Consider the following 13,698-nt stretch of genomic DNA (forward strand, 5'->3'; position numbering starts at 1 on the left):
TGCCGGCCCGCCTTTCGGCAACCAAGCAAAACGCAAGTGCCCTCACCAAGCATTTGGGGGAAATGATGGTGAGGGTAAAAAACGGGCCCACATGTGGGGGGACGGACCCGCCTCATTGTCAGGTGTCCTCGAGGATGAACTCGAGGATAGAAGGTTTGCGTTATTCGTTCCGGAAATAAGGTTACCGGTGTGACAGTATCTATAGCAAACTACTTACTATGGGTCTGTCCTCCAAAGGAGAGGACATTGTGAATAATTACGAGGAAAATCACCATTTACAGAATTTGCTGGAACAATGTCGAAACAACCTGGGGGAGAGAGGTTTTTTCCAGCCTTTCCTTGAGCTTGTTAAAGAGCTGAAATCAGTTCAGATTGGGATCTGGAGCCACAAGCATGACGTGCCCAAATGTCTTTTCATCAGAAATTTGGAAAATCCCATCTTTGGTGAAGTGGCTAAGTCCATTTATATGACCGGCTGGTACAAGCAGGATCCGCTGATAGACAAGCTGACCGCCCAGAAAAAGGGAACAATCGAGATTGTGACGCATAGTCAGGTGAAGGGCCTATTCTCCGATGAATTCCTTCTGGCCTTCGCCTCGATCCTGCAAAGCAACAACCCGCTTTCCGGCTTTGCCGACAGAATTTCTATTCTAGCCGCTCTGCCAGATATGCCGATGATCATTCATTTATATTTCCAAAAGTTCGAACAAGTGGATTTAAACCATCCGCTGCTGCCAAAACTCATCGAGCTGATCACCGAACATTTTCCCAGTGCCCCTCAATTGAATGCGGTCTATCAGGAAGCCCCCCATCCAGCGCTTTCCAACCTGTCTGATCGGGAACGAGAAGTCTGTATTGGCATTCTCTCAGGCAAAAAGGCTGAACGAATCGCCGCCGACATGGAGGTTGCTCCCTCCACCGTCGTCACCTACCGCAAGCGTGCCTACGAAAAACTCGGCATTTCCTCGCGCGCCTCACTGTTTGACCTGTGTGGGTCCTGATGCGGTCAATGCCGCGTCTTCACGCGACTGTCACAGCAAGCAGCTAAAGCCTTTGGAGAGAACCGTCAAACGGCTGTTTAACGGACGCTTGTAAAGCCACGTTGCGCGCAACTGGACCTCCAAAAGGGACGCAAAAGACGCCGGGAGGCCAAAAAAAGTGCCCCCCTTGCCCCGTAACGCCCCAGTTTTCGCGGATTCAGAGCTTTTCAAGCCGCAAAAATTCGTATAGAGCTTCTCGCCAATTCCCCAAAGAACGCGGGCTGCCTTTTCGCTCCGGTCGTCACCGGAGCTTTTGGCTGTGCCCTGACATAAGAGACAAACCCTATGAACCTGCGCAACATTGCGATCATTGCTCACGTCGACCACGGCAAAACCACGCTGATCGACGAATTGCTGAAAGCCTCCGGCATGTTCCGTGAGAACCAGCAGACCGAAGAGCGGATGATGGATTCCAACGACATCGAGCGCGAGCGCGGCATCACCATTCTGGCCAAGGTCACCTCGCTTGAGCATGCCGGCACCCGCATCAACATCGTCGACACCCCTGGCCACGCCGATTTTGGCGGCGAGGTGGAGCGTATTCTGCACATGGTTGACGGCGTGATCGTGCTGGTCGATGCAGCAGAAGGCCCGATGCCCCAGACCAAATTCGTGGTCTCCAAGGCCCTCAAACTGGGCCTCAAGCCCATCGTTGCGATCAACAAGATCGACAAACCGGAACAGCGGGCCGAAGAAGTCCTCGATGAAGTCTTCGATCTGTTCGCCAATCTCGATGCCAACGAAGAGCAGCTTGACTTCCCCGTGCTCTATGGCTCTGCCAAGAATGGCTGGATGGCACTGGAGCCGGACGGACCGAAAACCGACATGGAGCCGTTGTTTGATCTGGTGGTCAAGCATGTCCCGGCCCCACAGGTTGAAGAAGGCGAATTCCGCCTGCTGGCAACCACCATCGAAGCCGACAACTTCCTTGGCCGCATTCTGACCGGGCGCATCCTTGCTGGTGAAGTCAAGCCGAACATGAGTGTCAAGGCTTTGGCCCGTGATGGCAAGCTGATTGAAAATGGCCGCATCTCCAAGGTCATGGCTTTCCGTGGCCTCGAGCGCCAGTCGATCGAAAAAGGCGAAGCGGGCGACATCGTTTCCATCGCCGGTCTGCAAAAGGCGACCGTAGCTGACACCATCTGCGCCCCATCCGTCACCCAGAGCATCGAAGCCCAGCCAATCGACCCACCAACCCTGTCCATGACCTTCCGCGTCAATGACAGCCCGCTGGCTGGCACCGAAGGCGACAAGGTCCAGAGCCGCGTCATCCGCGCTCGTCTTCTGTCCGAAGCTGAAGGCAACGTGGCGCTGAAGGTTGAGGAAGCTGTCGATTCCGACGCCTTCGTCGTGTCGGGCCGTGGCGAATTGCTGCTGTCCATTCTCATTGAGAATATGCGCCGTGAAGGCTTTGAACTCGGCATTGGCCGTCCGCAGGTGGTGATGCAAAAAGACGAGAATGGCAAGGTCACCGAGCCAATCGAAGAAGTCATCATCGACGTCGATGACGAATTCTCCGGCGTTGTGGTCCAGAAGATGCAGGAACGCAAGGGCGAGATGATCGAAATGCGCCCATCGGGCGGCGGTCGCACCCGTCTGGTCTTCTATGCCCCGACCCGTGGCCTGATAGGCTACCAGTCCGAACTGCTGTCCGACACCCGCGGCACGGCAATCTTCAACCGAATCTTCCACGAATATGCGCCCCATAAAGGCCATATCGCCAGCCGCAACACCGGCGTTCTGCTGTCCAACGGCAATGGCGAAGCGGTTGCCTATGCCCTCTGGCAGCTGGAAGATCGCGGTCCAATGATGATTGCGCCGGGCACCAAGGTCTATGAAGGCATGATCGTCGGCGAACATACCCGCGGCAACGACCTCGACATCAACGTGCTCAAAGGCAAGCAGCTGACCAACATCCGCTCCTCGGGCAAGGATGATGCCATCAAGCTGACCACGCCATTGAAACTGAGCCTTGAAGCGGCGCTCAGCTACATTGCCGACGACGAGCTGGTGGAAGTAACGCCAAAATCGATCCGTCTGCGCAAAATCCTGCTCGACCCGAATGACCGCAAGAAAGCCGAACGCGCAGCCAAAAAGGCAAGTTAAGCGCTGAAGGCGACCAGACAAACAAAAGCCGCGCGGAGAATATCCGGGCGGCTTTTTTGTTGGCTCTTGGTCGCGTTTGCAAGGCGTTTAACCCAACGCGATGACTGCAAGTTGCAAACCAGCCCCATTTTAATGGGTGATCATGGTCGACATCTGCCTTATATGCTGCTGGTCTGACTGCCGCACGTCTTCCGGTTCTGACAGCAACTGAATACCGAGCCGATCCCCCTGCCGCCAAATCATCCGGGCGGACGCCAAGTGACCATCCTTGCGGTTGAAAATCGCAAAAACATCGGGCAAGTGTTGCTCAGCCGGCAGAGACAGCATCATGCCCTCTGCCCCTTGATTGCGAATGACACAGTCGACACTGAAACAATAATTGTTGTAAAAAATTTTCCCGCCCTTCAGCACACGCACGCGCCGACTGGACCGGTTTTCAAGATGAAGGGCCACGCCACACTCCTTTGGACAACCCAAGATTAAATTGCTTCTCTAGGTTGCAAGTTAACAGAGTGTTAAATTTGTGCAGTGCGGATTGCAATTTGCGGTTAACAAAGGGTTAAAGCCTGTGCATTTCTCGCAATAAGTGCAATCAGCCCGAACCAGCAAGCAAAGGAAAGGCCCCTGAAAATCTTCAGGGGCCAAGTGACGTGACAGACATTTTAAAGACGCTGGAAGCTTACCCCCAGAAGTTTACCCCCTTGAGGCTTAACCCCCAGAAACTTAGCCCCCAGAAACTTAGCCCCAAGGCCCTTCCGGCTCGTCATCTCTGCTTGGCCGATTTGCCCGCACCGTGCCGCCGCCCCATGGGCCATCATCATGGCTCTGTTGCATTTGGCTGCGGCGCTGGTTGGCACCCATCGTGCCACCATTGGAAACGGTCAGCGGACCCTCGCCGCCATACCATTCCGCCTGCAAGGCTTGCAGCGCGTCGATGCGGTTTTGGGTGTTCGGATGGGTGGAGAAGAGATTGTCCATCTTCTGCCCGGACAGCGGATTGATGATGAACATGTGGGCCGTCGAAGGATTTTCCTCGGCGGTATAATTCACCTCACGCCCCGCCGCATTGGCAATCTTGGCCAAGGCAGAGGCCAACCACAAAGGCTGACCGCAAATCTGCGCACCGATCTTGTCCGCCTCATATTCCCGCGTCCGGCTGATCGCCATCTGCACCACCGAGGCCGCAAGTGGCGCAAGGATCATCAAGGCAATCGTCGCGAAAATGTTGGAATTGCCATTCTCGTCGCGGCTGCCGCCAAAGAAGAAAGCAAAGTTGGCAAGCATCGAAATGGCACCGGCCAGCGTCGCGGTAACCGTCATGGTCAGGATGTCATAATTCTTGATGTGGGCCAGCTCATGCGCCATCACGCCAGCCACCTCTTCGTAGGTCAGGCGGTTGAGCAGACCGGTCGACGCGGCAACCGCAGCATTCTGCGGATTGCGCCCGGTGGCAAAGGCGTTGGGCTGCTCGCTGTCGATCACATAGACCTTCGGCATCGGCAGCTCGGCTTCGGCGGCCAGTTTTTCGACAATCTCGTAATATTCCGGTGCGGTGCGGGCATCGACCTCGACGGCATTATGCATCCGCAGGACCATCTTGTCCGAATTCCAATAGCTGAAGACATTCATGCCGAGTGCAATGATGAAGGCGATCATCATGCCCCCCGAGCCACCGAGCATATAGCCGATGGCCATGAACAGGCCCGTCATACCGGCCAGCAACAAAGCGGTACGGAAGAAATTCATCTGCTGTCACATCCTCTTTTCAGGGTTCATCGCCGCCAACAGGGCGCGAAAAGTGTCTTTTTGACCATTTGGATCACCGACACTTATCCTATATGGTAGAGGATAGAGTAGAATTTCAAGTCAATCAGGACCGCCAAGGACACAGCATGACCCGTGATCCGTCAAATACCCCGCCAGAACAAGATCAAGAAACCAAGGCTGAGCAGGATGACAATGTCGTCCAGTTTCGTCAGGCGGTAGAGATCAAACAGCCGTCTCAGGCTGCCGCTGAAGAAGCCGCCAAGCCTCGTCGCGCCTTCGAAGACCTGCCACCGGCCGCCCAGCGCGCCTTGCTTGAAGCCGAAGAACGCCGCAAGGAGCGCGATGCCCTGAAGGAAAGCGCCGAACGGCCGAAGGAATTTGGTGGCCGTGGCGGACTCGACCCGTCCCGCTATGAGGATTATGAAATTGGTGGCCGCACCATCGATTTCTGAGCCAGTCATCTGGCCAACAAAAAAGCGGGCCTTTCAGCCCGCTTTTTTCATATTCGTATATCTTTCAGATCTCAAAGCTCGGCTGACCGCGCCCAGAGATTGATATCTTCTTCGCGAGCATAAAGATCGATCTCGACCAGTTCCTCGGCACTGAAATCGAGATTGCCAATCGCGCCGACACAATCCTCCACCTGCTCAGGGCGCGACGCACCAATCAATGCCGTGGTGATGCCCCCATTGCGCAACACCCATGCAATTGCCATCTGCGCCAAAGTCTGACCACGACGCCCGGCAATCTCATTGAGTTTGTTCAGATTGGCAATCGCCGCATCCGTCAAACTGTTCGGATTGAGCGACTTGCCCTGCACCGCACGGGAATCCTGCGGCACCCCATTGAGATATTTGTTGGTCAGCATACCCTGCGCCAGCGGCGTGAAGGCAATCGAACCAACCCCCAGCTCATTGAGCGTGTCTTTCAGGCCATCCGTCTCGACCCAGCGATTGAGCATATTATAGCTTGGCTGATGAATGAGGCATGGGGTGCCCAACTCGTTCAGGATCGCCACGGCTTCCTGCGTGCGTTGGGAATTGTAGGACGAAATGCCAACATACAAAGCCTTACCCTGCCGCACAATGCTGTCAAGCGCGCCCATGGTTTCTTCCAGCGGGGTTTCCGGATCAAAGCGGTGGGAATAGAAAATATCGACATAATCAAGCCCCATCCGCTTCAGCGACTGGTCGCACGAGGCGATGAGATATTTCCGGCTGCCCCATTCCCCGTAAGGCCCCGGCCACATGTCATATCCGGCTTTGGAAGAAATGATCAACTCATCGCGATGATGCTGGAAATCAGTGCGCAGGATCTCGCCAAAGGCTTCCTCGGCGCTGCCATAGGGAGGGCCATAATTGTTGGCGAGGTCGAAATGGGTGATGCCCAGATCAAAGGCCTTCTGACAAATGGCCCGCTTGGTCTGGTGTGGCGTGTCATGGCCAAAATTGTGCCACAGCCCCAATGAGATGGCAGGCAGCTTTAGCCCCGACTTGCCACAGCGACGATACAGCATGCTGTCATAGCGATTGTCTGCAGGTACATACATCTTTCTCTCCCCTTATCGCCCGTGACTGCGATCATAGGCGTTGAGGGCCGGAGAGGTCCAACCCTCAAGCACCCCGTCACGGGGTTTGTAGATTTCCATCAAGAGCGGATGGCAAGCTGCCACATCGCTGGTATGTTCCGAACCGCAATCCCCGCCCGGACAGGTGCTTTGCACCGCCAACAGGTCAATCTCGGCAAACAATTCCAGATAGTCGCCGGGGCGCACCGGGCTTGCCTTCATGAAATATTGCCCCGTATCGCGGGTGAAGCCCGTGCACATGAAGACATTGAGCACATCATGCACATGCCGCTCCGCCTCCTCCAGAGACAGCCCCCGCGCATCGGCCAAGGCACGGGTCAGGTTCGAATGGCAGCAATGGTGATAGTCGGTGCCGCCAAGCAACTTGCCCGTATAGGGATCGCATCGCGTGCCGATCACATCATGCACCGAGCCGCCATAGGCATCGATACCATACCAGTTGAGTGTATCCTCAACCACCGTGGCAATCGGGCGCATATAGGGCAGGTTCGACCAGAGCTGATCGCCAATCGTCACATGGGTGCCGTGCAGGGCGCGGGTCTTGCCGGTAAACAGCCGCTCGCTCAGATCGGCTTTGTTAAACAGATTAAGATCACCGACCTGCGGCCCTTCAATGGAGACGGTGCGCAGAAAATGCCCGGCAGGCACTTCGATCGCGGCCGCCTCACGCGGCGGAACAATCACCTCGGCCACTTTTTGAGCTCCTTCGCGCGCCTTGGCATAAAGCGCCATATCGGGCTTGGGCAAAGTCTCGGTTGGATAACAGATCACGGGCTTCACGGCCCGGCGCATATCAGCGTCGGAAGGGGCAGCTCTGGTCATGGGAAAGGCCTCACGGCAAACTGGTGGGTTTCGCCCAGTCTGTCAGACAACAAGCCACCAAGGCAAGCAAATAAACCCGACACTCTGACAAGGCCGGGTTTATCTGGTTCACATCATTCAGCCCACAGTGAGCCTTAGCAACTCAAAGCCGGAATGGGGATCGATATGGCGCTCATCCCCCATAAAACCATAAGCTTTGTAAAAACCCCTGCCGATGGCATTGTCGACAAAGACATCGACCGTCAGTGGCCTCTTGCGCTTGGCAGCGTGATCAACCAGTGCCCGGCCCACGCCTTGCCCATGCCAATCCGGCCGGACAAACAGCCCGCCAATATGCCATATTTGCTCCATCTCGAGCAGGCCGATAAAGCCAACAACCTCACCGTCCACTTCATGGACCCAGGTCTCGGCCATTTTGAGATAGATGTCGCGGGTCAGGATTTCGGCCCGGTCTTGGAATTGCGTTGATAGAAACGGATGTGCCAGATCACTGGCCGCGCGCCACAAGGCGATAACGGCCTCGGTATCCTGATCTGTGTAAAGTCGGATCATGTTGAATGTCCCATATAGGTGCCGTTCGGTCGCCTATTTGCAGGCACCGTTGGCAAAACAGAAATGTTGAGAGCGTGACCGCCTTCTGCAGCAAAGATCTGCGCACAAGAGCGATCATCTGAAAGCCAAACTGGCTTCAACCTGTCACCGGGACATCAAAACTCCTGTTGCAATGAAACTTAAGGAAACAAATACAACACTCTGACAAACCCAGCAAGCCCAACACGGCAAGGCTTCCCCCTCTGACCGAAGTTCCCACGGTTCCGTTTTTTTCCTTTCCGCCTCAGTCTTTTTCGTCCATATGATGAATATCAAGGCGATGACATGCCCGATATTTAGGGATGAAAGAAAAGAGGCCTTGAAAGCGAGGCCGAAAATCGGGGGACCATCATGCGATTGATCGTGGACGGGCTGGGATGCATCCGGGGCGGGCGCCCGGTACTCGAGCATGTCAGCTTCACACTGGATGGCGGCAAGGCGCTTGTGGTCACCGGCCCCAATGGCATTGGCAAATCCTCGCTGCTGCGCACCCTTGCCGGTTTGGTGCGCGCCCATATGGGCAGCATGCATCTGGAAGGCGGCGACGGAGAAATCGCCGTTGGTCAGCAAGCCCACTATTTCGGCCATGCGGACGCCATCAAACCCGCCTTCACGTTGAAGGAAAATCTAGATTTCTGGCAGGCCTATTATGGCAACGGGACCCGCAGTGCCTTTGAAGCGCTTGATCTGGTCGACCTTGGCGATCTGGTTGACATGCCTGCCGCTTACCTTTCCGCCGGTCAGCGTCGCCGTCTGTCACTGGCCCGACTTCTGGTCTGCCACCGGCCTTTATGGCTGCTTGATGAGCCGACTTCGGCCCTTGATATCGCCTCTGAGCGCAAGCTTGAAGACCTGATGGCCGATCATCTGGCGGAGGGCGGGTTGATCATTGCCGCCACCCACGCACCACTGGGCCTGCTCAATCCCGACCGGCTCCATCTTGATCGCAATCAGGCCGACGACCTGAAAGACGAATTCGCCGAAGAGAGCGACACACACGAGGAGATCAAGGCATGAGCGCGATGGGTGCCCTGTTTGTCCGGGAGCTAAGACTGTCGGTCCGCATTGGTGGTGGCGCCTTGATGGGTGTGCTGTTTTTCCTCATTGTTGTCACCGTCTTCCCCTTTGCCGTCGGCCCGGACCTCAACCTCTTGGGACGACTGGGCCCTGCCATTCTCTGGATCGGTGCCTTACTCGCCACCCTGTTGGGTCTGGATCGGCTGTTTCAGGCTGATCAGGAAGATGGCTCGCTTGATCTGCTGCTGCTGGGCGATCATCCACTGGAATTGATGGTGCTGGTCAAATGCGCTGCCCAATGGATCGCCACAGGTCTGCCGCTGGTGCTCGCCACCCCGCTCCTGTCGCTGTTTCTCAATCTCGAACCGGTCGGCATTGCGGCGGTCACCGCCACGTTGCTGGTCGGCACCCCGGCCCTCACCCTGATCGGGGCAATCGGCGCGGCCCTGACGGTTATTCTGCGCCGCGGCGGCCTTTTGTTATCGATCCTGATCCTGCCGCTGACCATTCCGATCCTGATTTTCGGGGTCAGCGCCTCAGTTGGCGCAGTCACAGACCCGGCTCCGTTTGACACGCCCTTCTATATTCTCTGCGCTCTGTCGCTGATGTCGCTGGTTGTCGGCCCGATTGCTGCGGCCGCAGCTTTGCGGGGTGCACAGGAATAGACCGGATCTATAGCCCAAAGGTATCGCACCATGTGCGCCTTCCTTACGAAATCGTAATCCGCCAGCGACATGACACGTGATATTGGTCAAGGCGGAAAGCACGCTTCCGCCATAATCATCAATCAGTCTCAGCCAACCGACCATTGGCCGGGCTTAGGGAGAGAGCAAGCCACACTGCGCACGGGGTCGCATCCGAGCCACCCGGATACCGGGATAATGTGCAGATACGGGTCCTGTGATCCGAATATGGCTTGCAGCAGGTTTGAACGCAGGGACCACGCATGACAGATACGCAGAAGAAGTCCTTCAGCATTTGGGATCTGGCAAATCCGACACGTTTCTTGTCGATTCTCGATAAGATCATGACACCGCTCGTCATCCTGACGGTGGTGGCCTTTGCTGCCGGTCTTTATCTGACCTTTTTCTACGCACCGGACGATTATCAGCAAGGCGCGACGGTCAAGATCATGTTCATCCACGTGCCCGCCGCCTGGCTGGCCATGTTTGCCTATATGGTGATGGCCATTGGCTCCCTCGGCACCTTGATCTGGAAGCATCCGCTGGCCGATGTTTCGGCCAAGGCCGCTGGCCCCTTGGGGGCTGCCTTCACGTTTGTTTCGCTGGTCACCGGCAGCCTGTGGGGCAAGCCCATGTGGGGCACCTGGTGGGTCTGGGATGCGCGCCTGACCTCGATGCTCGTTTTGCTGATCATCTATCTTGGCTTGATGGCCCTCTGGCGCACCATTGACGATCCGATCCGGGCGGGCAAAGCCGCCGCCATTCTGACACTGGTCGGCTTTATCAACATCCCGATCATCAAATTCTCGGTCGACTGGTGGAGCACCCTGCATCAGCCCGCCAGCGTGCTGACCCTTGACGGTCCGAAAATCCACGCCTCGATCCTGATTCCGCTGTTGGTGATGGCCTTTGCTTTCACGTTACTGTTCACGGCCCTTCACTTCAAGGCCATGAAGAACGAGATCCTGCGCCGCCGCATTCGCACCATGCAAATGCAGGCCGCCCGCTCTGTCGCCTCCGGCAATGGTGCGGTCGCCGCCTCACGCGCCACCCCGGCGGGACAAAAGCCCGCCACAACCCACTGACAGGCAGGAGACAGACAGCATGTTTGGCAATTATGCAGGTTTCATCATCGCCTCTTACGGCGTCACCCTTGCCACCATAAGCCTGCTGATTCTCTGGGTCATCATCGATGGCCGCACGCAGGCGAAGGCTCTAGCGGAACTGGAAGCACGCGGCATCAAACGCCGGTCCGCTCGCCGAGCCTAGACCCTATCCTCCCATTATGCGATCAAGGCGACAGCCATGAGTGACAAACCAGACATTCCCAAACAGGCCCGACCCGAAAAGGCCAAAGCGCCAGACACAACAGAGTTGGACCCAGACAAGAAGGGCGGCATCAATTTGCTGATCCTGTTGCCACTGATCATTTTCGTCGGCATGGCGGGCCTGTTCGCCTACCAGATGAAATTCGGCAACAATCCCAATGAAGTCCCCTCGGTCCTGATCAACAAGCCAGCCCCGGATTTTGACTTGCCAGCATTGGATGCCAAGTTCGGGATCGTCCGTCCAGATCAGGGTGAGCTACCGGGCTTCAAAACCGCCGACCTTCTGGGCAAGGTCTCGGTTGTCAATGTCTGGGCCTCCTGGTGCCCAACCTGCCGCGACGAGCACCCGATTCTGCTCGATCTGACCCAAGACCCACGCTTTGAGCTGGTGGGGCTGGCCTATAAGGATGAACCGGCCAACTCCGCCCGGTTCCTGAGCAACCACGGCAATCCGTTCGACGCCGTCGGCATGGATCTTTCCGGCCGCACAGGCATCGATTGGGGCGTCTATGGCGCCCCAGAAACTTTCATTGTCGACACCAAGGGTGTCATCCGCCACAAACATATCGGGGCCCTGACACCGCGCTCTGTGGCTGAAAGCTTCATGCCAAAGCTCGAGGCCATTCTGGCCGAGCAATGATGGCGCGCTGAGCCTCTGATGGTAAAAACACAAAGGGCCCATACGGGCCCTTTTTCTTTGATCAAAATGTGCTAGCGCCTCAGGACGGTTTGCTCTCATCGGGCGCATAGCGGGTCAGCAAAGGCATTTGGAAAGCCCCGAAAATCATGGTGATCGGCATCACCCCGAAGACCTTGAAGTTAATCCACATATCGGTCGAGAAATTGCGCCAGACCACTTCATTGACAATCGCCAGAAAGAAGAAAAACACTCCCCAGCGACGGGTCAGGATCCGCCAGCCTTCGGCATTGAGCTGAAAGACCGAGTCAAACACATAGCCAAGCAGGCTCTTGCCAAACAGCAAGCCCACCAGCAGCACGGTGCCGAACAGGGTGTTGACGATGGTCGGCTTCATCTTGATGAAGGTATCGTCATGCAAATAGAGCGTCAGCCCACCAAAGACGAACACCACCACCCCGGACACCATCGGCATCACCGGCAGTTTGCCGAACTTCAAGCGCGACACGGCCAGAGACAGGATGGTCGCAACCATGAAGGCAGCCGTGGCAAGGAAAATTGGTTCCAGCCCGATCCCCAGCCAATCAGCGATAGCCTGACCGCGGGCATTGGCAAAGAAAAAGACGATCAGTGGCCCAAGTTCCAGCGCCAGCTTCAAAAGCTGGCCACTATCGGCCTGTTCGGCGGGCAGATTGTTTTCGGGTTTGTCTGACTGATCCATAACTCTTATTCGCTCACTTGGCTGGTTTGGTTCTGTTTTGTGACCCGTCAGGCCCGATCACCCTGCAAGACCGGCGATCGCGCGGGCAAAGTCGCCACTCTCAAACGGTTCGAGGTCGTCGACCCCTTCCCCGACACCGATGAAATGCACCGGCACTTTATGCTTGGCGGAAATGGCCACCAGAATGCCGCCACGCGCGGTGCCATCCAGCTTGGTCATCACCAGACCGGTCACACCGGCCATTTTCGTAAAGACTTCCACCTGATTGAGCGCATTCTGTCCCGTGGTCGCATCCAGCACCAGCAGGACCGAATGCGGCGCCTGCGCATCATGCTTCTTGATCACCCGGACGATCTTCTGCAACTCATCCATCAGCTCGGTTCGGTTTTGCAGCCGTCCAGCCGTGTCGATCATCAACACATCCATCCCGGCGGCCTTGGCCTCGTCCATCGCATCATAGGCAAGGCCTGCCGCATCAGCGCCAACCTCGCGGGCAATCACCGGACAGCCGGTGCGTTCACCCCAGATTTTTAGCTGGTCAATGGCCGCCGCGCGGAAGGTATCGCCTGCCGCCAGCATGACCTTCTTGCCTTCATCGCCGAGCTTTTGGGCCAGCTTGCCGATGGTCGTGGTCTTGCCTGCCCCATTCACGCCGATCATCAGGATCACATGCGGGCCACTTTCAGGCTTGGTCACCACCATAGGCTGGGCGACCGGACGCAGGACCGCATCCACCTCCTCGGACAGAATGGCCTTCACCTCGTCGTCGCTCACTTCCTTATTGTAGCGACCATCCGACAGGCGGTCGGTGATCGCCATCGCGGTTTCCACCCCGAGGTCGGCCTGAATGAGAATGTCTTCAAGATCCTGCAGCGTATCATCATCCAGCTTGCGCTTGGTGAAAATGGCGCTGATCCCTTCTCCAAGCGCTCCGGATGAGCGTGAAAGCCCTTGCTTCAGGCGATCAAACCAGGACCGTTTCGGCTCAGTTTCAGATTTAGGCTCAGGTTCGGCAAGGGTCGCCTCAACGGCGATGGGAGCCTCTGCGATGGGCTCGGCAACAGGATCCGCCCCAGAACCTTCCCCAGAATCCTGTTCGGAAGGCTCAAGCGTCTCATCGCCCGGCATGTCCGGCTGAGGCGCGTCCGCAATCAACTCCGCTTCAACATTGACCGCTTCGGCAGCATCCTTGGCGGATGCATCACCTCCAGGCGCTTCAGATGCACCCGGCGCGTCGGAGGCAATCTCCTTCGCAGTGTCCTTTACAGCCTCTTCTTCGGGGGTCGCATCGGGTGCCGTCTCATCTGGGGCCTTGTCATAAGACCCGAACAGAAAACGGGAAAGACGTCCTTGTTTGGCCATGCTCCCACTCCTTTTGTCACTTCGGGCACCGGCCTT

15 protein-coding genes are annotated in these 13,698 nt (G+C 56.7%); 8 read left to right on the plus strand and 7 right to left on the minus strand.

All coding sequences use genetic code 11. The features are described 5' to 3' along the window. The first annotated feature begins 449 nt into the window (after positions 1-449). Together FDK21_RS08160 and typA are read left to right on the plus strand one after the other, a co-directional pair. Positions 450-1,001: a helix-turn-helix transcriptional regulator gene (locus FDK21_RS08160; protein ID WP_210238712.1), complete on the plus strand. Its 552-nt coding sequence runs from the start codon at positions 450-452 to the stop codon at positions 999-1,001. Between the two features lie 324 nt (positions 1,002-1,325). Beyond that, the gene (gene typA / locus FDK21_RS08165) at positions 1,326-3,146 is read left to right on the plus strand and encodes a translational GTPase TypA (protein WP_138148132.1); all 1,821 of its coding nucleotides are present in this window, start codon (positions 1,326-1,328) and stop codon (positions 3,144-3,146) included. A 129-nt stretch (positions 3,147-3,275) separates the two neighbouring features. Here the strand turns inward: typA and FDK21_RS08170 are convergent, their stop codons facing one another. Further along, positions 3,276-3,599 carry a PilZ domain-containing protein gene (locus FDK21_RS08170; protein ID WP_138148134.1) on the minus strand — a complete coding sequence of 108 codons (324 nt, stop codon included), beginning with the start codon at positions 3,597-3,599 and terminating at the stop codon, positions 3,276-3,278. 285 nt (positions 3,600-3,884) lie between these two features. Continuing rightward, the gene (gene htpX / locus FDK21_RS08175) at positions 3,885-4,892 is read right to left on the minus strand and encodes a zinc metalloprotease HtpX (RefSeq protein WP_138148135.1); all 1,008 of its coding nucleotides are present in this window, start codon (positions 4,890-4,892) and stop codon (positions 3,885-3,887) included. A 242-nt stretch (positions 4,893-5,134) separates the two neighbouring features. Here htpX and FDK21_RS08180 point away from each other — a divergent pair, with 242 nt between their 5' ends. Further along, on the plus strand, positions 5,135-5,365 hold the full coding sequence (locus FDK21_RS08180) for a DUF1674 domain-containing protein (RefSeq protein WP_245418377.1): 231 nt from the start codon (positions 5,135-5,137) through the stop codon (positions 5,363-5,365). A gap of 71 nt (positions 5,366-5,436) precedes the next feature. On the opposite strand, the gene mgrA is transcribed toward FDK21_RS08180, so the two are convergent. The 3 genes from mgrA to FDK21_RS08195 all read right to left on the minus strand — a co-directional run bounded on the left by mgrA (position 5,437) and on the right by FDK21_RS08195 (position 7,875). Beyond that, a complete protein-coding gene (gene mgrA / locus FDK21_RS08185) occupies positions 5,437-6,462 on the minus strand; it encodes an L-glyceraldehyde 3-phosphate reductase (protein ID WP_138148137.1) in 1,026 nt (341 codons plus the stop codon). 12 nt (positions 6,463-6,474) lie between these two features. Beyond that, positions 6,475-7,323 (minus strand): DUF1989 domain-containing protein, encoded by an 849-nt coding sequence (locus FDK21_RS08190; RefSeq protein ID WP_138148139.1) that lies wholly within the window; start codon positions 7,321-7,323, stop codon positions 6,475-6,477. Positions 7,324-7,440: 117 nt separating this feature from the next. Further along, on the minus strand, positions 7,441-7,875 hold the full coding sequence (locus FDK21_RS08195) for a GNAT family N-acetyltransferase (protein ID WP_138148141.1): 435 nt from the start codon (positions 7,873-7,875) through the stop codon (positions 7,441-7,443). A gap of 390 nt (positions 7,876-8,265) precedes the next feature. On the opposite strand from FDK21_RS08195, the gene ccmA reads away from it, so the two are divergent. From ccmA to FDK21_RS08220, 5 genes are all read left to right on the plus strand, one after another. Then, positions 8,266-8,931, plus strand: coding sequence for a heme ABC exporter ATP-binding protein CcmA (gene ccmA, locus FDK21_RS08200; RefSeq protein ID WP_138148143.1), 666 nt, complete (start codon positions 8,266-8,268; stop codon positions 8,929-8,931). Positions 8,932-8,936: 5 nt separating this feature from the next. After that, positions 8,937-9,596, plus strand: coding sequence for a heme exporter protein CcmB (gene ccmB / locus FDK21_RS08205; RefSeq protein ID WP_138148352.1), 660 nt, complete (start codon positions 8,937-8,939; stop codon positions 9,594-9,596). Positions 9,597-9,877: 281 nt separating this feature from the next. Beyond that, on the plus strand, positions 9,878-10,699 hold the full coding sequence (locus tag FDK21_RS08210) for a heme ABC transporter permease (RefSeq protein ID WP_138148145.1): 822 nt from the start codon (positions 9,878-9,880) through the stop codon (positions 10,697-10,699). 19 nt (positions 10,700-10,718) lie between these two features. Next, positions 10,719-10,883, plus strand: coding sequence for a heme exporter protein CcmD (ccmD, locus tag FDK21_RS08215; RefSeq protein WP_114008294.1), 165 nt, complete (start codon positions 10,719-10,721; stop codon positions 10,881-10,883). A gap of 36 nt (positions 10,884-10,919) precedes the next feature. Then, on the plus strand, positions 10,920-11,582 hold the full coding sequence (locus FDK21_RS08220) for a DsbE family thiol:disulfide interchange protein (protein WP_138148146.1): 663 nt from the start codon (positions 10,920-10,922) through the stop codon (positions 11,580-11,582). Positions 11,583-11,661: 79 nt separating this feature from the next. Here FDK21_RS08220 and FDK21_RS08225 read toward each other — a convergent pair whose 3' ends face one another. Both FDK21_RS08225 and ftsY read right to left on the minus strand, forming a co-directional pair. Beyond that, a complete protein-coding gene (locus tag FDK21_RS08225) occupies positions 11,662-12,300 on the minus strand; it encodes a septation protein A (RefSeq protein WP_138148148.1) in 639 nt (212 codons plus the stop codon). 57 nt (positions 12,301-12,357) lie between these two features. Further along, positions 12,358-13,662 (minus strand): signal recognition particle-docking protein FtsY, encoded by a 1,305-nt coding sequence (gene ftsY / locus FDK21_RS08230; protein WP_138148150.1) that lies wholly within the window; start codon positions 13,660-13,662, stop codon positions 12,358-12,360. Positions 13,663-13,698 lie beyond the last annotated feature (36 nt).

The sequence above is a fragment of the Cohaesibacter sp. CAU 1516 genome (assembly GCF_005771485.1).
GTDB lineage: Bacteria > Pseudomonadota > Alphaproteobacteria > Rhizobiales > Cohaesibacteraceae > Cohaesibacter > Cohaesibacter intestini.